At 35.3% G+C, this 24877-nt stretch carries 20 protein-coding genes; 16 read left to right on the top strand and 4 right to left on the bottom strand.

All coding sequences use genetic code 11. From position 1 onward, the window contains the following. The first annotated feature begins 227 nt into the window (after window positions 1-227). From ACEN2N_RS11835 to ACEN2N_RS11825, 3 genes are read left to right on the top strand one after another with little or no spacing between them, the layout of a single operon-like run. On the top strand, window positions 228-2564 hold the full coding sequence (locus tag ACEN2N_RS11835; RefSeq protein WP_441824517.1) for a chondroitinase-B domain-containing protein: 2337 nt from the start codon (window positions 228-230) through the stop codon (window positions 2562-2564). 5 nt (window positions 2565-2569) lie between these two features. Further along, window positions 2570-4798, top strand: coding sequence for an alginate lyase family protein (locus ACEN2N_RS11830; RefSeq protein WP_441824516.1), 2229 nt, complete (start codon window positions 2570-2572; stop codon window positions 4796-4798). A 20-nt stretch (window positions 4799-4818) separates the two neighbouring features. After that, complete coding sequence (locus ACEN2N_RS11825; RefSeq protein ID WP_441824515.1) at window positions 4819-5193, top strand: cupin domain-containing protein; 375 nt, start codon at window positions 4819-4821, stop codon at window positions 5191-5193. An 8-nt stretch (window positions 5194-5201) separates the two neighbouring features. On the opposite strand, the gene ACEN2N_RS11820 is transcribed toward ACEN2N_RS11825, so the two are convergent. Both ACEN2N_RS11820 and ACEN2N_RS11815 read right to left on the bottom strand, forming a co-directional pair. After that, window positions 5202-5507, bottom strand: coding sequence for a hypothetical protein (locus tag ACEN2N_RS11820; protein ID WP_441824514.1), 306 nt, complete (start codon window positions 5505-5507; stop codon window positions 5202-5204). Between the two features lie 34 nt (window positions 5508-5541). Beyond that, window positions 5542-5697 carry a hypothetical protein gene (locus ACEN2N_RS11815; protein ID WP_441824513.1) on the bottom strand — a complete coding sequence of 52 codons (156 nt, stop codon included), beginning with the start codon at window positions 5695-5697 and terminating at the stop codon, window positions 5542-5544. 725 nt (window positions 5698-6422) lie between these two features. On the opposite strand from ACEN2N_RS11815, the gene ACEN2N_RS11810 reads away from it, so the two are divergent. From ACEN2N_RS11810 to ACEN2N_RS11790, 5 genes are all read left to right on the top strand, one after another. Beyond that, window positions 6423-9626: a SusC/RagA family TonB-linked outer membrane protein gene (locus ACEN2N_RS11810; protein ID WP_441824512.1), complete on the top strand. Its 3204-nt coding sequence runs from the start codon at window positions 6423-6425 to the stop codon at window positions 9624-9626. A gap of 10 nt (window positions 9627-9636) precedes the next feature. Then, window positions 9637-10971: a RagB/SusD family nutrient uptake outer membrane protein gene (locus ACEN2N_RS11805; RefSeq protein WP_441824511.1), complete on the top strand. Its 1335-nt coding sequence runs from the start codon at window positions 9637-9639 to the stop codon at window positions 10969-10971. A 270-nt stretch (window positions 10972-11241) separates the two neighbouring features. Beyond that, window positions 11242-11943 carry a FadR/GntR family transcriptional regulator gene (locus tag ACEN2N_RS11800; RefSeq protein ID WP_441824510.1) on the top strand — a complete coding sequence of 234 codons (702 nt, stop codon included), beginning with the start codon at window positions 11242-11244 and terminating at the stop codon, window positions 11941-11943. A gap of 101 nt (window positions 11944-12044) precedes the next feature. Next, window positions 12045-13340 (top strand): MFS transporter, encoded by a 1296-nt coding sequence (locus ACEN2N_RS11795; protein WP_441824509.1) that lies wholly within the window; start codon window positions 12045-12047, stop codon window positions 13338-13340. Window positions 13341-13378: 38 nt separating this feature from the next. After that, entirely contained in the window at window positions 13379-14140 is a 762-nt protein-coding gene (locus tag ACEN2N_RS11790; RefSeq protein WP_441824508.1) for an SDR family NAD(P)-dependent oxidoreductase, read from the top strand. A 61-nt stretch (window positions 14141-14201) separates the two neighbouring features. Here ACEN2N_RS11790 and ACEN2N_RS11785 read toward each other — a convergent pair whose 3' ends face one another. Then, window positions 14202-15218, bottom strand: coding sequence for a LacI family DNA-binding transcriptional regulator (locus ACEN2N_RS11785; protein WP_441824507.1), 1017 nt, complete (start codon window positions 15216-15218; stop codon window positions 14202-14204). A gap of 149 nt (window positions 15219-15367) precedes the next feature. On the opposite strand from ACEN2N_RS11785, the gene ACEN2N_RS11780 reads away from it, so the two are divergent. The 8 genes from ACEN2N_RS11780 to madM all read left to right on the top strand — a co-directional run bounded on the left by ACEN2N_RS11780 (window position 15368) and on the right by madM (window position 23956). Further along, window positions 15368-16414 (top strand): PfkB family carbohydrate kinase, encoded by a 1047-nt coding sequence (locus ACEN2N_RS11780; RefSeq protein ID WP_424002606.1) that lies wholly within the window; start codon window positions 15368-15370, stop codon window positions 16412-16414. Between the two features lie 34 nt (window positions 16415-16448). Beyond that, window positions 16449-17669 carry a 6-phosphofructokinase gene (locus ACEN2N_RS11775; protein ID WP_441824506.1) on the top strand — a complete coding sequence of 407 codons (1221 nt, stop codon included), beginning with the start codon at window positions 16449-16451 and terminating at the stop codon, window positions 17667-17669. Between the two features lie 7 nt (window positions 17670-17676). Then, window positions 17677-18345, top strand: a complete 669-nt coding sequence (locus ACEN2N_RS11770; RefSeq protein WP_441824505.1) for a bifunctional 4-hydroxy-2-oxoglutarate aldolase/2-dehydro-3-deoxy-phosphogluconate aldolase — start codon at window positions 17677-17679, stop codon at window positions 18343-18345. Window positions 18346-18601: 256 nt separating this feature from the next. Further along, window positions 18602-20263: a tetratricopeptide repeat-containing sensor histidine kinase gene (locus ACEN2N_RS11765; RefSeq protein ID WP_441824504.1), complete on the top strand. Its 1662-nt coding sequence runs from the start codon at window positions 18602-18604 to the stop codon at window positions 20261-20263. Window positions 20264-20266: 3 nt separating this feature from the next. Continuing rightward, window positions 20267-20932: a response regulator gene (locus ACEN2N_RS11760; RefSeq protein WP_441824503.1), complete on the top strand. Its 666-nt coding sequence runs from the start codon at window positions 20267-20269 to the stop codon at window positions 20930-20932. Window positions 20933-21342: 410 nt separating this feature from the next. Continuing rightward, the gene (locus tag ACEN2N_RS11755) at window positions 21343-22821 is read left to right on the top strand and encodes an acyl-CoA synthetase (protein ID WP_441824502.1); all 1479 of its coding nucleotides are present in this window, start codon (window positions 21343-21345) and stop codon (window positions 22819-22821) included. Window positions 22822-22832: 11 nt separating this feature from the next. Continuing rightward, window positions 22833-23207, top strand: coding sequence for a malonate transporter subunit MadL (gene madL / locus ACEN2N_RS11750; RefSeq protein WP_441824501.1), 375 nt, complete (start codon window positions 22833-22835; stop codon window positions 23205-23207). Between the two features lie 2 nt (window positions 23208-23209). Next, the gene (madM, locus tag ACEN2N_RS11745) at window positions 23210-23956 is read left to right on the top strand and encodes a malonate transporter subunit MadM (protein ID WP_441824500.1); all 747 of its coding nucleotides are present in this window, start codon (window positions 23210-23212) and stop codon (window positions 23954-23956) included. Window positions 23957-23985: 29 nt separating this feature from the next. Here the strand turns inward: madM and ACEN2N_RS11740 are convergent, their stop codons facing one another. Further along, on the bottom strand, window positions 23986-24876 hold the full coding sequence (locus ACEN2N_RS11740) for a transglutaminase family protein (protein ID WP_441824499.1): 891 nt from the start codon (window positions 24874-24876) through the stop codon (window positions 23986-23988). Window position 24877 lies beyond the last annotated feature (1 nt).

Raw genomic sequence — 24877 nt, 5'->3', positions numbered from 1 at the left:
ATGGTAATTTAAAGTCAATTGAAGTAGTATATAAAACGCTCTTTTGCTGACTTAATTATCATCTAATAATAGAAGTATTTGGCTTTACATATTTTATCGAATTGATGATTTATCAAGCAAATACTTATCAATCCGTAATTATAACACCCCTTTTTCTGTTAAATATTTGCTAGTCTTACAAATATCCTTATTTTTGGTAAACCAATTTGGTAAACCAATTCTAATCTATGAGACGCTACCACCTTTTATTTCTATCCGCTTTTTTGTGCGCGATATATTCTTTTACTACTCCGCAACCTAGTAAACTAGTAAAAAATGTAGCTGAATTTGAAGAGATGCTAACCAAAGTTCAACCAGGTGATAGCATTGTTCTTGCAAATGGTATTTGGATGGATGCAGAACTGGTCTTCGAAGCAAACGGTACAGCAGAAAAACCTATTACACTTATCGCAGAAGAAAAGGGAAAAGTGACTCTTTCTGGAGCTTCAAACTTAAGAATCGCCGGCAATCATTTAATCGTTAAAGGTCTCGTATTCAAAAATGGCTATACGCCTACAAACGCTGTAATATCCTTCAGAAAAAGTAGAGAACAAATGGCTAATAATTCTCGACTGACTGAATGTGTCATCGATAACTTTAATAATCCTGAGCGTCAAGTTCAAGATTATTGGATAACCATTTATGGAAAAAATAACCGAATTGACCATAACCATATTGCAGGTAAAAAGAATTTAGGGGTTACAATGATCGTTGGTTTAGATACTGAAGATAGCAGAGCAAATAATCATCAAATAGATCATAATTATTTTGGACCACGCCCTACCTACGGAAACAACGGAGGTGAAACTTTAAGAATAGGAACTAGCCACCATGCATTGGAAAAATCGAACACCTTGGTTGAATCTAACTATTTTGACAGAACCAACGGCGAGCATGAAATCATCTCCAATAAGTCGTGCAATAACACTTTTAAATACAATACATTTTTTGAATGCACTGGTACTTTAACCATGCGCCATGGTAACGAAACATTGGTAGATGGTAATGTGTTTATTGGCAATAACAAACCTAGTACTGGTGGAGTTCGTGTCATTAATGAAACACAAACTGTTATTAACAACTACCATATTGGTTTAACAGGATATCGTTTTAGAGGTGCCTTTGTAATGATGAACGGTGTACCAAATTCACCACCAAACAGATATGTACCGGTGATAGATTCTAAAGTAAACAACAACACTTTTGTAAACTGTGACAACATACTTTTTGGTGCAGGTAGCGATGCAGAAAGAAGTCAGGCACCACGTACTTCTGAGTTTTCAGAAAATATCATTTATAACGACACAAAGAAAGATGTTTTTACTATTGATGATGATATTAGTGGTATCACTTTCAAAAACAATATTCTTGGTGAAAACTCAGAAACTACTATTGCAGAAGGATTTAAGAATGCCAAAATTAAACTGGTAAAAGACAAAAACGGATTCCCGATTCCTACTTCAAGTAAGATTAAAACTAAGGTTGTTATAAGTCCGAATATCGCAACTAAAGAGAATACAGGTATATCATGGTATTCAAAGGCAAATAATACTGTTGCGTTAAACTCTGGTAATACTATCAATGTTGCCGCAGGTATTAATACGCTGTACGATAAAGTAAAAGAAACGAAAGCAGGTGATATTATCATTCTTGAAGATGGCGGCACCTACTTATTGACTAAAGCCGTTCAAATTAATCATCCACTTACCTTTAAAACACTAGGCAAAGAAAAAGCTACGATCTTATTTGAAAGAATGATGGCTTTTGAAATTGAAAATGGCGGTAGTCTATCTCTAGAAAACATCACTTTTGATGGTACCAAATCGCCAGATTACGCAGGTAACTCTGTTATCAGTACCAGCAAAAAATCTATGATCGATAATTATAAGTTATTCATTAATAGATGTGAGTTTAAAGATATGGTAGTAAACCACTCTTTTGATTTATTACGTGTTGCTAAAGGAACTTTTGCCGATACTATTAGCATTCAAAACTCTACCTTCAAAAATATCTCTGGTAGCATTGCAGCCTTAGATAAGGAAAGTGATGATATCGGTGCTTACAACGTAGAGTATTTCTTAATGAAGAATAATGCTATTACCGACTTACAAGGTGCAGCTTTACGGCTGTATAGAGGTGGTAAAGATGAAAGTACTTTTGGTCCGTTTTTAGAAATGGAGCATAATGTATTTGACCATGTCGGTTATGGTTCTAAAAATAAATATGATGCTACCGTTTCTTTATACGGCGTTCAAGAAACAGCTATTAAAAACAACATTTTTAAAGATAGTAAGGCCATTAACATGCATCTGGTAGTCGGTGAACCAATGGTCAAAGTTCTTAATAATGCTTTGAGCAATTCAGAAAAACTTATGGTCACTGGCGATCAGAAATACCAAGTAGAAAATCAATGGGAACTAGCCCCTGAATTTTCTAAGGACACCAACTATTCATTACCTTCAGATTCTCCATTGAAAGGGAAAGGTACTGATGGTAAAGACTTAGGGCTACTAAAAATCGAATAACAAGCATGATTAAATACTTAAAAACAGTACACGTTTTTATTTGCGCAATTTTAATAACGTTCAGCGCAGCTGCACAAGAACACCCTAGCCTTATTCTCACCAAAGAAGGGGTTGAAAAAATAAGAGCAGAATTAGGTTCTGTACCTCTATTTGATGCCTCGTTACAACAGTTAAAAGAAGAGATCGATGCCGAAATCGCTTTGGGTATCGATACACCAATACCTAAAGATTATTCTGGTGGTTACACTCATGTGCGACATAAACGCAATATGATCGTAATGCAACAGGCTGGTGTCTTATATCAAATATTAGATGATGAAAAATATGCGATCTATGTAAAAGACATGCTCATGCAATATGAAGGCATGTATAAAACTTTACCACTACACCCAAAAACAAGATCTTATGCTCGAGGTAAATTGTTTTGGCAATGTTTAAACGATTCTAACTGGTTGGTTTATGTTAGCCAAGCTTACGACTGCGTATATAATTACTTAAGTTCCGCTGAAAGAAAAAAACTAGAAAAAAATCTTTTTAGACCATTTGCAGATCACATTTCAGTCGATAGTCCCCAATTTTACCAAAGAGTACACAACCATAGTACATGGGGTAATGCAGCTGTTGGTATGATTGGTTTAGTAATGAACGATAAAGAATTAATTGATCGCGCTTTATACGGTATTCCAGATTTAGAGATGGACAAAACTGCTAAAGACGATGATGGCGGATTTATTAATAAGGAAGGTAAAGCCGGATTCTTAGCGAACATAGAGGAACCTTTTTCACCTAATGGATACTATAACGAAGGTCCATATTATCAGCGTTATGCCATGTATCCATTTTTGATTTTTGCAGAAGGCCTACACAATGTAAAACCAGAATTGAAAATTTTTGAATACAAAGACGGAGTACTTTTAAAATCAATAAATGCCCTTTTAAATTTATCTGATGCAGATGGAGATTTCTTTCCCCTTAACGATGGTCAAAAAGGAATGTCTTATTACAATAATGCTTTGGTTACCGCTGTAGATATTTCTTATTATTTCGGAAACCAAGACCCAGGTTTATTAAGTATCGCAGAAAAGCAAAACAAGGTTTTACTAGACGACTCTGGATTGGCAGTTGCACTTGGTGTAAAAAATGGAAAAGCAAAACCTTTCGATAAAAAATCAATTAATCTATGTGATGGACCTAACGGAAAACAAGGTGGTGTTGGTATTTTACGAAGTGATGACTTAGAACTTGTTTTTAAATATGCCGCTCAAGGCTCAAGCCATGGCCACTATGATAAGTTATCGTACTCCTTCTACGAAAATGGTGATGAAGTATTGCAGGATTACGGATTAGCTCGTTTTGTAAATATTGAACAAAAAGGTGGTGGTAATTATCTGAAAGAAAATAAAACTTGGGCGAAGCAAACCATTGCCCATAACACCCTTGTGCAGAATGAGAAATCTCACTACCAAGGCAAATTTGATATTGGTAGTAAGTACAATCCAGAGTTGTATCTTTTTGATGATTCTAATGCCGATATACAAATTGTTAGTGCAATAGAAACTAATGCGTATCCTGGAACAGAAATGTACAGAACAATGGCTATTATTAAAGATGCTGAATTTGAAAAGCCTTTCATGCTTGATATTCTACGAGTTAAGTCTGATAGCACCAACCAATATGATCTGCCCTTTTATTTTATGGGTCAAGTATTGAACACAAATTTTGAATACGAAGTTCCGAAAACACTTGAGCCTTTAGGTGCTGATAACGGCTATCAACATTTATGGTCAGAAGGCTGTGGAAGTACAACAGAAGAAAACACTAAATTAAGTTGGCTAGAAAAAGGGAAGTTCTATACCTTAACATCTGCAACATCAAAAGATGATGAGCTACGATTTGTACGAATAGGCGCCAATGACCCTGAATTTAATTTAAGAAGAGAAGCTGGTTTTATTATCCGCAGAAAAGATACTCAAAACACAACTTTTGTTTCAGCTATAGAAGCACATGGAAGCTATAGCCCGGTTTCAGAGTCTGCTGTTAATTCTAATAGTTCTATCTCAGCGTTAAAAGTGGTTTTAGATACTATAGGTTACACCGCAATTTCAATAACTACCGTAAAAGATAAGACCAAACTATTTATTTTAGCAAACACAAACGCTTCAAAAGAAGCAAAACATAAAGTTAAAATTGAGGATAAGAATTATGAGTGGTCTGGTTCTTATTATTTTAAATAGAATATAGAAAAATTAATATTATGAAAAGATTTAGCGAAAAATATGTCATCACTAAAGACATGGAATGGGAAGTGCTTGGCGGCGGAGTATCAAGAAAATTCTTAGGGTATGACAACCAAATAATGATGGTACGGGTAAAATTCGATAAGGGTGCTTTAGGTGCACCTCACCAACATTTTCACACACAAGCTACCTATTGTGTTTCGGGCAAATTTGAATTTGTAATCGATGGCGAAAAGCAAATTATTGAAGCGGGTGACGGAGTTTATATTGAACCAAATTTATTACATAGTGCAGTTTGCTTAGAAGAAGGCGAACTAATTGACACTTTTAGCCCTGTACGAGAAGATTTCTTAAGTGGTGATGCAGTTTCTTACTTTGGAGACAAGGCATAGGTTAAAATTTAGCTTGTAGCCTCTGCTGGTGTTTTATGCAAATTTTTGAAGTAATTCTTAAATAACATTCTGAATGCTGAATCTAAAATCATGACAACTGAAAATTGTTCCCTTACAGGAAAATTTAAGAAACGTCTCAAAGATTTTGGTCCAGCATTTTTTATTATTGGTAATGTTGTAGGTACTGGTAGTGTAACTTCAATGGTAGTTTCTGGTGCTAAGTTTAGCTTTTTTTGAGAACTATTACCCTCTTTAATACTCAGCACATACCTTAACCCTGTTTTCCTAAAAGGGAAATTAAACCGTGTCTGCATATTCATTAATCAAATGTACTTGCATCGTTGGTATTTATTTAGAATTGAGTTTTTTAATCAATACTTCTATAGCTTTAACCAAGTAAAATCTATCATTTTCTAGTCTTCCATTTCTTCTTGCAGTTATGGTAGACATAATCCACTCTTCTGGCATGCTTCCATCTACTTCTTGCGTGTCTTTTTTCCACATATCAATCAGTTCCCCTCCTTCATAAGTTCGCCAGACTCTGTTCGAAAATTATTTAAGGGGCATATAAGCGTAGTGTTTAAAAACTTTCTTTATAAATGCAGTATGTATTGCTCACTTAACATGGACAGAAAACAATGAAAATCAAAATATTGAGATTATTAAATGTTATAATAAACCAAATAAATAATTGAAATATAGCGCGAAAAACACGTCAAAACTAACGAATAACCAGTAAAATTTTACTGAAAAATTAGCTTGAAATTGTATATAGTGAAATAAAACAAATAATAATTAAAATGTTAACCAAATACCATATCCTCAATATAACGGGGTTTTACAGAGCGTTTCAAAAATTAAAATCGACCAAATCTTGTTAAAATGTAAAATTCTATTTTTTTAACGAATAAATAACATATATTTGGTAAACCAGTTTGGAAAACCAATTTGGAAAACCAAAATTAAATGAATACTACTCAAATTGAATTCGAACTTAAAACACTATAAAAAAGTTATGATAAAAAACTAAGAAATACACCTTCATCACATCACAGCTTATTTAAGTGATAGAATTATTACAACATGTACTATTTAACTGAATATGTTTCTCAAAAAAATTTGAAAAAAACATTACAGTAGTAAAAAATGAATCTAAACTCAATATTCATTTTAAATGCTTTAATCAGACTTTATCAAGTCGAACTTAAATTAACATAACAAGACAACAAATGAATTTAAAAACGAAATTAGTATTAATGATGATTATGTTATTCAACATATCATTATTCGCACAAGACGGGTACAACGTGACCGGTACTGTTAATGACAACACCGGCATACCGGTACCAGGTGCCAATGTTGTTATTAAAAATATAACGACTGGTACTTCTACAGATTTTGATGGTAATTTTTCTATTACTGTTAAAAATGGTGATGTATTGGTATTTTCTTCGATTGGTTATTCTAAAAAAGAAGTTGCAATAACTGAACAACAAACCATAGACGTTGTGCTTACAGAAGACGCTAGCCAACTTGAAGAGGTTGTTGTTGTTGGTTACGGTACTATTAAAAAATCACATCTTACAGGTGCAGTGGCAAAAATTGGTGGAGCTGAGGTTGCTGCCGTTCAAGTTGCGCGTGTTGATGATGCTTTAGCTGGTAAGTTACCTGGGGTAAGAATTCAAAACCAAAGTGGTGAGCCAGGTTCTGCACCAAAAATTCAAATTAGAGCTGCTTCTTCTGTTTCTGGAGATTCTGACCCACTTATTGTGGTTGATGGTTTTCCTATTTCAGGTAATTTGGCTACCGTTAACCCAAATGATATTGAGAGTTTAGAGGTGCTAAAAGATGCTGCCTCTGCTGCTATTTATGGATCCTTAGGTGCTAATGGGGTTATTTTAGTAACTACTAAAAAAGGAAAAAAAGGAAAAGTTAATTTTAACTATAACACCTATACCAGTACTTCTAGCAAATATGTTAAAGACATTGAAATGCTTAAGACTGCAGGAGAATGGGCACAAGATCTACAATCGGGTGACTATGATTTATCTAATACCGACCCAGCATTGTTACAATATAGATTAGATGCATATACTAATGCACCTGATGTAATTAGTATGGAAGATTGGCTTTTTAGAAATGGTAGTTCAACTAGCCATGACGTTAGCGTTAGCGGTGGTTCTGAAAATTTAAAAGCATTTGCTTCTTTGGGTTATCTAAATACCGATGGTATTGTAAGAGGTCAAGGTTATGAAAGATATAATGGCCGTGTAAACATAGAAGCTAACTTAAGCGAAAAGTTAAAAGCTGGTATCAGTATGAACGGATTTGTTGGTGATCAAGAAATTGTGCCTTGGGAAATGAGAGATCTTTTAAGAGCCTATAGTATTAGCCCTGTTTATCATACACAAGAGTCTATCGACTTCATTCAACAATTAGATCAAACTAGACAATCGGTTTACGACGCTAGTGTTGCACGTGGCGAGCCAATATCGCAACTAAGTAGCTCATTTGACAGTAACTATCGAGGTATTGGTTTAGATCCTACAAGTATTTATGATTTACAACCAGGTGATGTAGTTCATGATTGGCAATATGGTAGAAACCAAAATGGTATCGGTGGTACTGGTGATGCTGGTGTAGGTGCTAAATTTAACGAATCAAGAAGATTTAAAAAGACATACTTCGCCAACGCAAGCTCTTATTTACAATATGAACTTTTAGACGGTTTAAATTTAAAAACCATTTTCGGAGCTGATATTCAAGATACTCAAACCTATGAGTACCATGGTCAAGTAACTGATGGTCAACAACGTTCAGATCGTTCGCAATTGTCGAATTCAAGTATTAAAAAATCTACGGTTTTAAGCACCACTACTTTAAGTTATGCGAAAACATTTGCTGAGAAGCATGATATATCTGCAGTGGTAGGTATGGAATTTGTAAATACGTATTTTAAGGGCACTTCATCAGATGGAACGAATTTACAATTTGGTCTACCGCTTAATTATTCTTTTGTTAATCCTGCAGATGTAAATACAACTACTATCGATGCTAAGCAATCAAGAAGAGGTTATTTTGGTAGAGTTGCCTACGCATACGACGATCGTTATTTAGTTTCTGCTTCGCTTAGAACAGATGGTGATTCGCGTTTTGGTGCAAATGAGAAATACGCTGTTTTCCCAGCGCTTTCTTTAGGATGGAATGTAAGTAATGAATCATTTTTAGAAAATAATGAGAAATTAAGTCTTTTAAAGTTACGTTTTAGTACTGGTTCTTTAGGTACTGCCGCTTTCTTAGGTTCTTATCAATCACTAAGTATTTTAGGTACTTCAGCAACTGCTTTCGGTACAGGTTTCCTTATTCCAGAAGATGTAGCAAATCCGAACTTAACATGGCAGACAAACACAGAGACGAACTATGGTGTTGATTTAGGTTTTATAAACAACCGTTTCAGATTTAGCGCAGATTATTATACTTCTGATGTTAACGATATGTTGATCAACCAAAGTATTTCTGAAGTTAACGGTACACCTTCTATCGCACTTAACCGTGGCGATGTTACAAGTTCTGGTTTAGAACTTGAATTAACTACTAAACTAATATCAAATGAAAATTTCTCTTGGAATGTTAGTGCTAATTACTCAACAGTTAATTCTGAAATTACAAGCTTAGGTGATTTAGATGAATTACCTAGACAAGTTTATGGTGGTCCAAGTGGTAGAGGTGCTGAGTTCAGAAACTATGTAGGTGGTGAAGTTGGTGAAATGTGGGGCTACGCTGTAACTAGCGAGGTTGAAACACAATTCATTAACGATCCTTCTAGAAATATCGGTTTTGGTAGCTCAGAATGGTACGTTGTTGATCAAAACGGAGATGGTGAAATTACGTATGAAGGTGACTATGTGAAACTAGGATCTGCAACGCCAGATTTTTTCTGGGGACTTTCTAGTGATATGACCTACAAGAATTTTGATTTTGCATTTCAATTTCAAGGTTCTCAAGGGGCAGAAGTTTACAACCTTGATCCTATTTACTGGAAATCTCAATTTGGTGGTAGGTTAACAGATGCCTTTGATCCAGATGGTGATCGTATTGCAGATATAGGCCCTAATGCAGGTAAGCATTATGTTGAAACTAGAAATGCACATGGTGCAATGGTTCAAGATGCCTCTTTTATCGCATTAAGAAACCTAACCTTAGGTTATTCTCTTAATTCAGATTTAATAGATAGAATAGGTCTTAGTTCTTTAAGAGTGTATGCTGCAGCAACTAACTTGTTGTACATTTTTGCAGATGATTATACTTCGTTTAACCCTGAGGGTGTAGAAATCGAAAATTCAGGATATGCAGGACCAACAACCTACGGTTATCAAGAAGGTGCAAGCCCAATTGTAAGAAGCTTCACGCTTGGTCTTAATGTTAATTTTTAATAAAGAAAAGATGATAAAAATAAAAACTATATCTATAGTAGCAATTTCTATGCTGTTGATGACAGCATGTGAGAATGAACTAGATCAAACACCCCCTGTAGAACTTGAATCTAGTGCTTTAACCAATTTTGATGGTGTTTTAAATGCCGCATACTATTACCATACAGGTGTTGTTACACCGCAAGCGGTAATGGGTGAATTTAGAGCAGACAACATAACATTTGATGATGAACCACCTTACCCAGATTTTCATAAATATAATTCAGATTTAGGCGGGTTAGCGATATCAGAAATATTCTTTCGTCCGTTTTATAGTAATTTATATAAGTCTATTCTAAGTGCAAACAATGTAATTGACAATTCTGACGATGCAACTCAAGTAGCAGAAGCTCAGTTTTTAAGAGGCTTATCTTATTTTAAGTTAGTACTAGCATTTGGTGATGTAACTTTGAACTTATCTCCTTCACCAGATTCATCAGATTTGACTCTTTTAACGAGACAGCCAGCAGCTGACATTTATACAACTGTTATCATTCCAGATTTAACGAATGCAATTGCAGGTTTAGACAATTCTGGATTAGGTAGTGGTCGTGCTTCTAAAATTGCAGCTCAAAGTTTATTAGGTAAAGTGTATATGTTCCTTAATGATTTTCCTAATGCAAAAATAGCACTTGAAAATGCTGTAAATGCCGCATCTGGTGCAGGGGTATCTTTAGAACCTGATTTCGCTAATGTTGTTATCGATGAGAGTTCAGAAATTATTTTTGCAACTCAGATATCTAGCTCTATTTCTAATTCAGCCGGTGGTACTATTTTTTCTGGTTGGTTTCAAGGTGGAGATACTAAAGCAGATGAACAAAATATTACTTTAAGCTTAATAGAAGCTTTTGATGCAAATAGCACCGCTGGTGGTGGTACAGATTTAAGAGAAGCTTTAACCATTGATGTAGAAGCAAGAAAAGGCGTGAAGTATTTAGGAGGTCTTGATCAAGATTTTATAGAGCTAAGGCTATCTGATGTGATATTAATGTATGCAGAAGCTTTAAATGAAACGAACTCACCTGCTTCAACTGTTTTACCATTATTAGACCCTATTAGAACAAGAGCTGGTTTAACTAGCTTAACTGGTACTGCAAGTTCACAAACTGATGTAAGAGCAGCAATCGCGCAAGAAAGAAGACTAGAATTAGCCTTAGAAGGCCATAGATGGTTCGATTTGGTTAGAACGGGTACTGTTGATACTACCATGGGACAAACCATTGATAGCAACTATTATGTATTTCCAATTCCACCTTCAGAAGTACTTGCTAGTGGTGGTGTTATTACACAAAACCCAGGGTATTAAGTTATACGCTGTAATTTTTACTATCTGTAAATTCATGAATTAGCTTACATAATTTAATAGGTAATGAAAATTAAAGTATTTATTAGACAAAGTTGTTTGAGTTAGTTTTTTAAGATTGCTGGCTTGTTAAGCGGGCCAGCAAATCTTTATTAGTCATTATTTTAAGTGAATTCGCAAGATTAAAGTCTTGAAAAATTTGTTTGCACAGTTAATTTCTTAAATTTGAGAAACCAATCTGGTTAACCAATTATTTTAGATAAAATGTGATATATGAAGTTAGAAATCCTCACTAAAAATGACAACCAAGAACTACAACACGAGATTATTTCAAAAATTCGTGATCTAATAAATCACAAAAACCTGGAACCAGGTGATAAGTTACCTTCAGAACGAATGTTATCAGAACGTTTTGAAGTTAGTAGAAGTAATGTTCGCGAAGCAATTCAAAAACTTGAATTCTACGGTATATTAAAATCAAAACCACAAAGTGGAACTTTCGTAGCAGATATTGGGCAAGTAGCTATGAACGGTATGATGGATGACATTCTTGGTTTAGAAGACCCCGATTTTAAATCTTTGGTCGAGACAAGAATTCTTCTTGAACTTAAAACCGTAAGATTAGCGGCTCAAAGAAGAACTGACGACGATTTAGAAAAAATGCAAGCTGCCTTAGAGGCTTATAAAGAAAAAGTATCGAACAACGAAGACGCTGTTCAAGAAGATTTACTTTTTCATTTAGCAATCGCCCAGGCATGTAGAAATAGTACGATTAATAGGATGATGCTGATAATTACACCAGAAATCATTAACAACTTTGAAAAATATCATGTTTGTGATAAAGATCAAGGAGCTATTAGAGTAATAGAGCATCAAAATATTTTTGAAGCTATAAAAGAACAAAATACGCAGAAAGCAAAAGATATGATGAAAGTTCATTTTAAAGAGCTTTATAGATATTGTTATAATATTTAGAATGTACAAACCATACGCTCTAATTACCAATCAAATTACATGGTACTTCTAGAAAATTCAAAAGATTATAATAGTCGAGCCAAAACCAAAAAAATAGAATTATGAAAATAAAAGGTCTAAGATGGTGGGTTATTGCTTTAATTGCAATAGCCACTATAATCAACTACATTGACCGTCAATCAATTGGCGTTCTTTGGCCCGACATTGCAGAAGACCTATTTCCTGAAAGTTCAAATGATGAACGAAAAGAAATTTTCGCAACTATTTCAGTTGTTTTTATGTTCGCATATGCTTTTGGGCAAGCCATTTTTGGTAAAATTTTAGATTGGGTCGGGACAAGAATTGGTTTTGCCATTTCTATTGGCGTTTGGTCTATTGCAACCGCACTTCATGCATTAGCTCAAGGGGTTCTAAGTTTTGGTTTTTTCAGAACAATTTTGGGTATTGCAGAGGCTGGTAACTGGCCAGGTGCCGCAAAGGCAAATGCAGAATGGTTCCCTACAGAAGAACGCGCATTTGCACAGGGCTTATTTAATTCAGGCGCTGCTATTGGCGGTATTATAGCTATACCGGCTATTGCTTTTATGACTGTTTATTTCAGTTGGCAAATGATATTTGTATTAGTGGGTCTTTTAGGGTTGTTATGGCTTATTCCATGGATGATTTTAGTTAAAGCTCCACCAAAAAAACACCCTTGGATTTCTGATAAAGAAAGAAACTACATTCTAACAGGTCAAAAAAATCAAGATATTGACAACGATGGTACGCCAGACGAAGGGTTTAATCCAGATACCGCTAAACTTTTAAAGCATAAACAAAGTTGGGGCGTAATCATTGCCTCAGCAGCAATTGATCCTATCTGGTGGTTATTCGTGGTTTGGATACCTATTTATCTAAACGAAGTTTACGGTATGGATGTAAAAACAATTGGTATTTATGGATGGGTACCTTATGTAGGTGCTATGCTAGGTGCTTGGTTTGGAGGTCTATTTGCTCAAAATCGTTTAAAAGCAGGATGGACTGTCGATAAAACTAGAAAAATAATAATTACCATAGGTTGCTTAATTATGTTACCAAGTTTGTTAGCGATGGCTAACCCAGGTGGACCTACCGGAGCCGTATTAATTATGGCACTAATTTTATTTGGTTTTCAGACCGCAATCGGAAATGTTCAGACTTTACCGAGTGATTTTTTCGGAGGAAAAACAATAGGTACTTTATCAGGTATTGCAGGAATGGCTGCTAAGTTAACAGCTGCAGCATTAATTTATTTAGTGCCTTGGTTAACTTCTGGCGGTAACTATACTCCAGCATTCGTAATAGGTGCAACAATGGCTATAATTGCTTTAGCAAGTATTTGGTTATTATGCGGTAAAATTGAACCGTTAAAAGGATAAAAATATTGAATTAAGAATTGATTAAAATAAAATATATCATGAGTACAGAAGGAAAAGTAGCAGTAATTACAGGCGCAACTGGAGGAATCGGTTTTGAAGTTGCTAAAAGATTAGGACAAGACGGTTTTACCGTCATCTTAAACGGTATAGATGACGCAGCAGGTGCTGAAAGAATTAAAGAACTTACCTCAGAAGGTATTACTGCCGAGTACGTAGGGTTTGATGTTACCAATGAAGAAGCGGTAACTAAGAACATAAAAGCTATTGGTGATAAATACGGCAAAATAGATACGTTAGTAAATAATGCTGGTGGTTTAGGTGGTAGATCTCGTTTCGAAGAAATGACTACTGAATTTTACAGATCAGTAATGGCATTGAACCTTGATTCAACTTTCTTTGCTTCAAGAGCAGCTATCCCTTACCTTAAAAAAGGTGTTCACCCATCAATCATTAACTATACATCTAACGCAGCTTGGACAGCTGGTGGACCAGGTGCTGGTATCTACGGTACTTCTAAAGCTGGTGTTAATGCAATAACTAGAGCTTTAGCTAAAGATCTTGCTGAATACGGTATTAGAGTAAATGCAGTATCTCCTGGTACTATCGATACTCCTTTCCATGCACAGATCAAGGCTACTAAGCCAGAAGTTTTTGCTTCATGGGCCAACAATATTATGTTAGGTAGATTAGGTCAACCTAGTGATGTTGCTGGTGTAGTTTCTTTCCTTGCAGGTAAAGACGCAGCTTTCATTACTGCAGAAACTATCCAAATTGGTGGTGGTCAAGCTTTAGGTATCTAATAAGTAGAATTATTTATACTTTATAAAAAAGCGTTATTGTAAGATTACAATAACGCTTTTTCTATTTCGAAGAATCGCGAATGATCAATTCCGAATCTAATATGATTTTATTCAAAGATTGTTTCACTACATCTTTATCGACATAGCTTAAAAAAGTCTCTGCAGCAAGTTTACCTATTTGCTTGCTATGCTGACTTACACTTGTAATCGAAGGGGTTACCAAAGAAGTGAAGGGTTCATTTCCAAAACCTACTAGTTTAATTTCTTCCGGTACTTTAATGTTTTTCTCCTTTAATACTTGTAGCGCACCTAAAGCAGCATAATCACTGGCTACGTAAATTGCATCAGGCCTATTCTTTAATAACAATAATTTTTCTATTTGTTGCCTTCCATCTTCCAATGTTAAGCTGCTTTCTATCAATAATTCATCATCATGTGGCAGGTCATGTTTTTTTATGGCATCTATATATCCTCTAATTCTGTTGTTGAAAATTCGAGTTCTACGGTATCCTCCAATATGTGCAATTCTCTTACACCCTTGCGCTATTAAATGTTCAACAATTATATGACTGCTATCATAATCGTTGATACCTACATAATCTACATTCAAATCATTCTCTCCCCTATCGAATAGAATTAAAGGAATTCCATTAGATTTAATTTTTTCGTAATAAGATAGATCTACCGTTTCATTTGCCATAGAAGCAATGATACCATCTACCTGTAAATAAAGTAGTGTATCTATATTGTTACACTCCTTTTGAAAAGACTCGTTAGACTGTGTTATTATGATATTATAGCCAGCTTTATTAAGAACACCCTCCATGCTCTCAACTACCGAAGAAAAGAAATGACTATTAGTTCTAGGTACTATAACGCCAACTAATTTGCTTTTCCCTTTTCGAAGTGCACTTGCCAAATGATTAGGTTGATAGTTCAACTCTTTGGCAACTTGCTTTACGGCTTTTTTAGTTTTTACGCTTATACGCGGATCATCATTTAAAGCTTTGGAAACAGCTGCAGTTGAAATACCTAAAACATTTGCAATGTCTTTTAAAGTTGTTCTTTTATTATTCAATTACTTTATATATATTTGTTCAATCGATTAACCAAAAGTAAGACTTTAATTAACTATAACAAAAAATGTCTGTTTTGGTTATTTTTTACTCAAAGTGGTTAATCGATTAAACAAGCGATAAATCAGTACTTATTAAACTTAATATTCACATGAAAAAAGTAGTAACATTCGGCGAAATAATGCTTCGCTTAGCTCCTGAAGGATTTTTGAGATTTTCACAAGCAAATAGATTTGATGCTATTTACGGTGGTGGCGAATCTAACGTAGCGGTTTCTTTAGCTAATTATGGCGTTCCTGTAGATTTCGTAACACGTTTACCAAAGAATGATATTGGTGAATGTGCCATGATGGAAATGCGTAAAAGAGGTGTTGGCGTAGATAAAATTGTTTACGGTGGCGATCGTTTAGGTATCTATTTCTTAGAAACTGGTGCAGTATCGAGAGGTAGTAAGGTAGTTTACGATAGAGCACATTCTTCTATTGCAGAAATTAAATCTGGAATGATTGATTGGGATGCTGTTTTTGAAGGTGTAGAATGGTTTCATTGGACGGGAATTACACCTGCTATTTCTCAAGGAGCCGCAGATGTTTGTTTAGAAGCTGTAAAAGCTGCTAGTGCAAAAGGTATTACTATTTCTACCGATTTAAATTATAGAGCTAAACTTTGGACATTCTGTGATGATGCTCATAGAGAAAAAATTATGTCTGGTTTAACTGAATACTGTGATGTTATTTTAGGTAACGAAGAAGATGCCGAAAAGCATTTTAACATAAAACCAGAAGGTTTAGACATTACTACCCAAGGTCATGATGTTAAAGCAGAAGCATTCTTATCTGTATGTAAGCAGATGATGAAAAAATTCCCGAAAGCCAAAAAGGTAATCACAACCTTAAGAGGTTCTATTTCGGCATCTCACAACACGTGGGCCGGTGTTTTATGGGATGGTACAAAAATGTACGAAACTCGTCAATACCAAATTACAGATATCGTTGACCGTGTTGGTGGTGGAGATTCTTTCATGGGTGGTTTGATCTACGGATTATTAAAATACCCAGAAGATGATCAGAATGCACTTGACTTTGCAGTAGCTGCATCATGTTTAAAGCATACAATTAAGGGTGATGCCAACCTTGTAACAGTTTCTGAAGTAGAGAAACTAATGGGTGGTGATGCTTCTGGTAGAGTTGCTAGATAATTAGAAAATTGCTTTAAACTTCTAAAAACTAAAAATGTCGAAAAAATCTGTTTTAATTCTTTGCGGTGGCGGCCCTGCACCTGGTATCAATACCGTAATCAGTACCGTGGCAAAGGCTTTCTTAAAAGATAATTATCGCGTTCTAGGTTTACATGAAGGGTTTAAAGGAATTTTTGATGAAAATCCTAAAATCAAAGAGTTTGATTTTTTCCATGCTGATAGGATTTTTAGTAGAGGTGGCTCCACATTAATAATGAGCCGTTTTAAACCTAAAAACGAAAAACTAAACACTAGCCTGTTTATTGATAATAATGTAAAACTGTTGGTAAGTATTGGTGGTGATGACACTGCTTCTACTGCCAACAGAATTACAGGATTTTTAAAGAAAGAAGGTATTTCAATTGCTAACATTCACGTACCTAAAACCATTGATAACGATTTACCGTTACCAGATAGAAACCCAACATTTGGTTTTCATTCTGCAAAAGATGAAGGTGTACGTATTGGTACTACTACCTATGAAGATGCGCGTACCAGCCAAAATTGGTTTGTAATGTCTACCATGGGTCGTTCTGCAGGGCATTTAGCGTTCGGTATTGCAGCGAGCTGCCACTACCCTATGATGATTATACCTGAAATGTTTGATCGTACTGCTATCACTTTTGACAAAGTGGTTAGAATGGTCATCTCTTCCATGATCAAACGAAAGATTGAAGATATACATTATGGTGTCGCATTAATAAGTGAAGGGGTTTTTCATAATATGCCAGACTCTGAATTAAATAAGTGTGATATTAAATTCACCTATGATGATCATGGGCACCCAGAATTAGGTAATGTTAGTAAAGCGCATATTTTTAATATGCTGGTTCAAAAAAAATTAAAGGAGTTAGGTATTGATATAAAAAGTAGACCTGTTGAACTAGGCTACGAATTACGCTGTTGTAGACCTATTGGGTTTGACCTTACCTTATGTACGGTTCTAGGTCTTGGCGTAAAAAAATTATTTGACGAGGGTAAAAGTGGCTGTATGGTTACTGCGAATTCTAGAGGTGAAATTACCCCTCTATTCTTATCAGAAATTCAAGATGAGAACGGTAAAATTGCTCCTCGATTGGTAAATATCAATTCAGAATTGGCAGAATTATGCTTCCAAAACTTATTCTATATAGGTGAAGAAGATTATGAGGATGCAAAAAAATATGTAGTCAACCCTTCGGAGTACGATTTCAACAAAATTTTAACTGAGAAATAAAAAACAGATGGCACAATATTCAAGAATAGAAGTAGCAAACGTAATGAAGGAATCTGGTATGGTTCCATTATTTTATCACCCAGACATCGAGTTAGGTAAAAAAGTTTTACAAGCTTGTTACGACGGTGGCGCACGTTTAATGGAATTTACTGCTCGTGGCGATTTCGCTTTCGAAGTATTTTCTGAATTGAACAAATACGCTATCAAAAACTTACCAGGTATGATAATGGGTGTAGGATCGATAACAGATGCAGGCGCTGCTTCATACTATATGTCTATTGGTGCTAATTTTATTGTAACACCGTCTTTGAGAGAAGATATTGCAATTGTTTGTAACCGTAGAAAAGTATTATGGTCTCCTGGTTGTGGGTCATTGACCGAAATTAACAAAGCCGAAGAAATGGGCTGTGAGATTGTAAAATTATTTCCTGGCGACCTTTACGGACCTGGATTCGTAAAAGGTATTAAAGGACCTCAACCATGGACAAGCATTATGCCTACCGGCGGTGTTAGTACCGATGAGGCCAACCTTAAAGGTTGGTTCGATGCAGGTGTTACTTGTGTTGGTATGGGATCAAAACTTATTAGTAAAGAAATTTTAGCAAATAAAGATTACGCTGGTTTAGAAGCTTTAGTAAAAAACACCTTGGGTACCATCAAAAAACTGCGTTCATAAAGTATAGAGGCAACGCCAAGTGAATTCAACATTCACAAAGTGCCGCCTTTTAAAAGTGCATATTTAAGTTGTTAGTTGGAAAAGGGCATTTAAACTTTGGCATTACGCTGAAGTTTGGTGCTCTTTTTGTTTGTCCTAATATCAAGGCCCTTCTCATTATTAATTAACTCATTCATATTCAGAGCTATAATTTTATAGGAGTAATAACTACGCTCTAATTCAAAAAATAATACTCAAAAAGTTCTACATTAGAGGAATGAAATACAACAAGGTTTCATTTATACTACATCTTTTCAATATTATAGTTTTTGCTTTTAGTTTTTCTTTAAGTGCCAAAGCACAAACATCTTCTGATAATTCTATTTATTATCGTAATGCCATTGTAAACCCTACAGAACCAAATGACCTACCATCGGGCATTCACTTTTTTACCAAGAAAAAAAATAAAGATTTAGAATCAAACGACACCTTAAATGCTATTTACGATTTAAGGCTCTTATCTATCGCTGAATTTAAAATAGGAAACAATTTCAACAGCGAAAATCATGTTGTAGAAGCCTTGAACCTCATTAATTCAATGGCTACCAAAGACACGTTGATTAACGCCAGAGTAGGTTTATACAATCAATTAGGTAGAATTTATAGAACATCGAGTAGTTATAACGATGCTATTGATACGTTTGACCAGGCTTTACAAATCGCCACTAAATTAAAAGACAGTGTAATTATACTAAATAATAAAGCCAATATTCATAAAGACGAATTAGCATATTTCAAAGCTCTCGAGATTTATACCTTACTACATAAAAAACAATCGCAATTAAACAATTATGAACTGGGTTTAGTGGTCGATAATTTAGGTCATGTACAGGGCAAACTCAACCTACCAGATGCATTACAGAATTTAAAAAGGGCATTTGATATTCGTAAAAAAAATAATGATATTATTGGTCTTCATTCTAGCACCACACATTTGTCTCAATATTATTTAGATAGAAAAGACACCACCAATGCATTAGTATTTGCTGAAAGAACATTAGCATTATCAGACAAAATAAATAGTAGCTCATTTAAGATCGAAGCTATTTCTTTACTCATGAATTTAAATAAGAATCCGCTAGTTCATGAATATATAAGATTAAACGATAGTATAACCAAAGCCAAACAAATAGCAGAAAACAAAAATGCTTTTCTAAAATATAACGTTGCCGAAGAACAAAAGAAAACCCAAGCCAGTATATTACTTCAAGAAATTGAATCTCGTAAACGACTGGCTTATCAAGCTCTGGCCTTCATCATTTTTTTAATCTTAGTTGGTTCTTATTTTATCTATCGAAACAGATACCGCAAAGCTAAAATTGAAGAAATCTATAAAACGGAAACCAGAATTGCCAAAAAAGTACATGACGAGGTAGCTAATGATATGTATAAAGTGATGACATCACTTGAAAATAATTCGGGTATTGACAGCAAGGTTATTGATGAAATGGAGAAAATTTATACCAAAACAAGAGATATTTCAAGAGAAAATAGTGCAATTGACCTAAGAAATGATTTTGATCTTCAATTAAATGATTTATTGCTTGGCTACAAAAATAACAAGGTAAATGTGATTACCCGTAACCTGTCTAAAATACCATGGAATACTATAACAGAACATAAGAAAACCGCTATTTACAGGGTGCTGCAAGAGCTTATGACCAATATGCGCAAGCATAGCGAAGCATCATTTGTTACGCTAGTTTTCAAAAAAGAAGGGTCTAAAATTCAAATAATTTACCGTGATAATGGGGTGGGTTGTGATCTTTTTAAAAAAAATGGGCTACGACATACGGAATCCCGTATCGCTTCTTTAAATGGAACTATTAATTTTGAATCTAAGCAAGGTGATGGCTTTAAGGCATCAATAATAATTTAATGCATGTTCAAAAAAGTTTTAATCGCGGAAGATATGGAAGACATCAACAAAGGTGTATTTTCATTACTGACCGAATTAGGGGTTTCTCAAATAGACCAAGTACAGTATTGCGATGATGCGTACTTAAAAGTAAAAAGAGCCAATTTAGATGGCGAGTCTTTTGATTTAGTGATATCTGACCTCTCTTTTAAAGTAGACCATAGATCACAAACCTACCCTTCTGGGCATTCGTTGGTCGAAAAACTGAAAACGGAATTTCCTGAACTTAAAGTAATTGTGTATTCCGTTGAAGACAGACTACAAGCCGTACGAACGCTATTTAATCAACATCATGTTGATGCTTATGTATGTAAGAGCAGAAACGGACTCAAAAACCTAACCGTTGCCATTAATGAAATAGCTGAAGGAAACACCTATCTATCTCCTGAAGTGGCTAATGCCTTTAGCAGTGAAAATGAATTAGAGATAGATGATTACGATATTTCTCTGTTAGATCATCTAAGTAAAGGATTATCGCAAGATGAAATTAGTGCTTTATATAGAAAAGAAAATATAGCACCTGCCAGTCTTAGTTCTATTGAAAAGCGGTTAAATAAACTCCGTGTTCAATTTAATGCCAACAATGCCATACACCTTGTGGCCATTGTTAAAGATCTAGGGCTGATTTAAAAACTGAAAATTACATCGCCTTACGGAAAACCGTAAAGCTATTTTGTAGAATGTTAGTAGGTTTGCCGTACTTATAAAACAAGAATAAACACTAATCAATATCTATAACATTAATGCTATGGCCATCCTACTGAAAAGGTATTTCGGGGGAACTAACTGATTTGGTAGGTATGGCCTTTATCTAATATCTCAAGAGACTAAATAATTATCTACCGAGGTTGTCTTTCTAAATTTCATTAATTCCTTTTTATAGAAAAATATAACCACACCATTAATCTCATCAAAATTTCGCCTCTAATTTATCAATATCACATTAAACTATTGAATGTGTAAATATCCTTTCAATTTTGGCGTTTTCAGAATTGGTGCTTACCTTGTTTGGCAGTCTATTTTTTAAGCAACCATAAACCATGATAACATTAATTGAAAGAGCCAATTCATTCAGCGAACGAATTGCTATTAAAAGTGATGGCCAAAATTACACATATGACTATTTAGTAAAGCAGTCAATATCTGTTGCCGCTCACCTTTTACAAGGTCAAAAAGATTTAAACCAAGCTAGAATAGCTTTTTTAGTTCCTGCGAGTTTTTCATATGCCGCCGTTCAATGGGGCGTTTGGAGGGCCGGAGGTATTGCGGTTCCTTTATGCGAAAAGCATCCATTACCTTCAATTCAATATGTATTGGAAGACACTAAAGCTACTACAGTCATCTATACCGAAGCTTTCGAAGAATTGCTTTCGCCACTTTTTAAAAATACCAATATCCAATTTCTAAAATATGTGGATATTACTCCTAAAAAATGTGAACTACCAAAAATAACCTTAGACCGAAGTGCACTGATTTTGTATACAAGTGGCACTACTGGTTTGCCTAAAGGTGTGGTAACTACTCACGCCAATATTGAAGCACAAATTACGGCTTTGACCACCTCTTGGGAGTGGAACAAAAATGACCATGTGCTGAATGTTTTACCACTGCACCACGTACACGGTATCATTAATATGTTGAGTTGTGCCTTATGGAGTGGTGCCTGTTGTGAGTTCTTACCAAAATTTAGTCCGAAAGCTATATTTGATATTTTCTCAAAAGACGCGGTTAATGTATTCATGGCCGTACCTACCATATATTTTAAATTAATCACCTATTTCAATGAACTCCCTCAAAATGAACAAACTACAATTTCCAATCATTTGGCCAAATTCAGGCTCATGGTATCAGGGTCTGCTGCATTACCGGTTAGTGTTTTAGAAGAATGGAAAGATATAAGCGGGCATACATTATTGGAACGTTATGGAATGACAGAAATGGGCATGGCAATCAGTAACCCATACAACGGCTCACGTAGACCAGGTCATATTGGCCAACCATTACACGGGGTATCAATTCGACTTGCTGATGAAAATAACAATGCTGTTGCTGCTGGTGAACAAGGAGAAATTCAAATTAAAGGACCGAATGTATTTAAAGAATATTGGGGAAAACCAGAGGCCACGGCAGAGACATTTACGCAAGACGGATGGTTTAAATCTGGCGATATAGCCATTTTCGATGTTGATAGTTATCAGATTTTAGGTAGAAACTCGGTAGATATTATTAAATCTGGGGGTTATAAAATATCGGCATTGGAAATTGAAGAAGTACTGCGCACACATCCGAATATTAAGGATTGTGGCGTAGTTGGTATTCCAGATTTAGAATGGGGTGAAATTATTGGCGCAAGTATCATCTTAAAATCGGGAGCATTATCTACTGATGATTTAACCTCGTGGATTCAAGAAAAACTTCCTGCTTATAAGACCCCTAAAAAGTATATTTTTCAAGATGACTTACCTAGAAATGTTATGGGTAAGGTCACCAAAAACGAAATTAAAAAACTGTTTATTTAAAAAATCATCCAATGAAAATTTACGGGGTAGCACTACTGGCAGCATGTTTTTTAGTCGGAAAACTATTAGGGAATCTCTTAGGGAAACTAATTAACATCAATAGCGATATTGGAGGAGTTGGCTTTGCTATGATTCTTTTAATCGCATCTAGTATTTACCTTCGAAAAAAAGGATGGTTAATTCCTGAAACAGAGAAAGGCATCTTGTTTTGGAGTTCCATGTATATTCCGATTATTGTTGCAATGGCCGCAACATTGAATGTAAAAGCAGCCGTCTCTGGTGGCTTCGTGGCTGTAGTTGCCGGCATTGTAACCACTTTTGTATGTATGATGCTTGTGCCCGTACTTTCCAAAATTGGTAAAACTGATACTAGCCCTAAAAACTAAGCATGGAAATTATTGATAAAGTCATTGCTAAAAACGGACTCATATTTGCATTTCTCTTTGTTGGTTTTGTAATGCTGTTTTCATTTTTAATTTCTAAAAAGCTCTTACGTAATAAAATACCTGGTGTTGCCATTGCCATTATAATTGGTTTGGCGCTCGCATTTACAGGTGATAAAAAAGGTATGGCCGATATTCCCCTATTTGCAGGCATGGCAATTTTAGGCGGTTCTATGTTTCGAGATTTTGCCGTGGTAGCTACAGCCATGAGTGCCGATATTTCAAAAATAAAGCAGGCCGGACTTGCAGGTATTATTTCGCTATTTATTGGGGTAACCGTGACCTTTTTTCTAGGCGCAACCATTGCATATTTTATGGGTTACACTGATGCCATAAGCATGACCACCATTGCCGCGGGTGCAGGTACCTATATTGTAGGACCAGTAACAGGTACTGCATTAGGAGCCAGTTCAGATGTGATTGCTATTAGTGTAGCAACTGGTGTGATTAAAACAATCTTCACGACCATCATTACACCTATAATCGCAAAAAGGATAAAATTGGATAATCCGCATGCGGCAGTTGTATTTGGCGGTCTTATAGGTACTACAAGTGGTGTAGTAGCCGGTTTGGCAGCAACTGACGAGAAGCTTGTGCCTTATGGAGCTTTAACAGCTACATTTTATACTGGGGTTGGATGTTTGTTATACCCTTCAGTTTTTTATCTGATCTTAAAGTTCTTCGGGTTTTAGTTTTAATGTTAATAAAATAGCTATATGATTTACCGAACGGAAGCAATATCTACCGATACTTTTAACTTACTTTGACCACTGCCATACACCACTCCTTTTAAAGGCGGTACATCATAATAGTCCCTGCCCCAACCAACTACAATGTGTTGGTCTTTGGGAATCATGTTGTTTGTAGGATCAAAATCTACCCAGCCAAAACCCGGTATAAATATCGCGAACCATGCATGCGATGCATCTGCACCTACCAATTTTACCTTACCCGGCGGCGGTAAAGTTTCAATATAACCACTAATGTATCGTGCGGGCAAACCCACAGAACGAATGCAAGCAATGGCAATCTGTGCAAAATCTTGACAAACTCCTTTTTTCTCTTTCATAACTTCCTCTATGGGAGTCGAAATAGTAGAAAACTCCGAATCGAAATCGAAATCGGTATAAATTCGTTGCATTAGTTCGTAAGCTGCTTCAAAAACAGAACGGTTGCCTTTAAAAGAAAGCTCGGCATATTCACGAATAGCCTTATCTGTTCTTCTTATAAAAATAGATTCTAATATATATTGTTTGGCCTCAAGAACTTCTGTTTCCATACCTTGTAATGCCGCTAGTGCATCATTCATCGTAATACTTTTGCAAGCTTCGCTACTGAACGATTCATGAAACTTGGCATATTCGCGCTTAATTTTACTTTTGGTAGTCACCTTTAAGGTTCTATGCTCTGTCTGTATTGAAAAACGTGTAATATAGTTACCAAAAAAATCGATTCGTTCACTTATTTCTGCAGGTTCGGGCGTAATTTCTATTTGATATGATAATAGATCTTGACCTTTAGATTCTCTTGGTCTAAGGGTTGCTATATTATGACAATAGCTAACGGGGGCATTATAATCGTACTTGGTAATGTGTGTTACGTTGAATATCATA

Origin of the sequence: Maribacter spongiicola, assembly GCF_052119685.1 — a bacterium.
GTDB lineage: Bacteria > Bacteroidota > Bacteroidia > Flavobacteriales > Flavobacteriaceae > Maribacter > Maribacter spongiicola_A.
The sequence above is the reverse complement of the archived record's forward strand: the minus strand, read 5'-3'. Positions and strand labels throughout refer to the sequence as shown.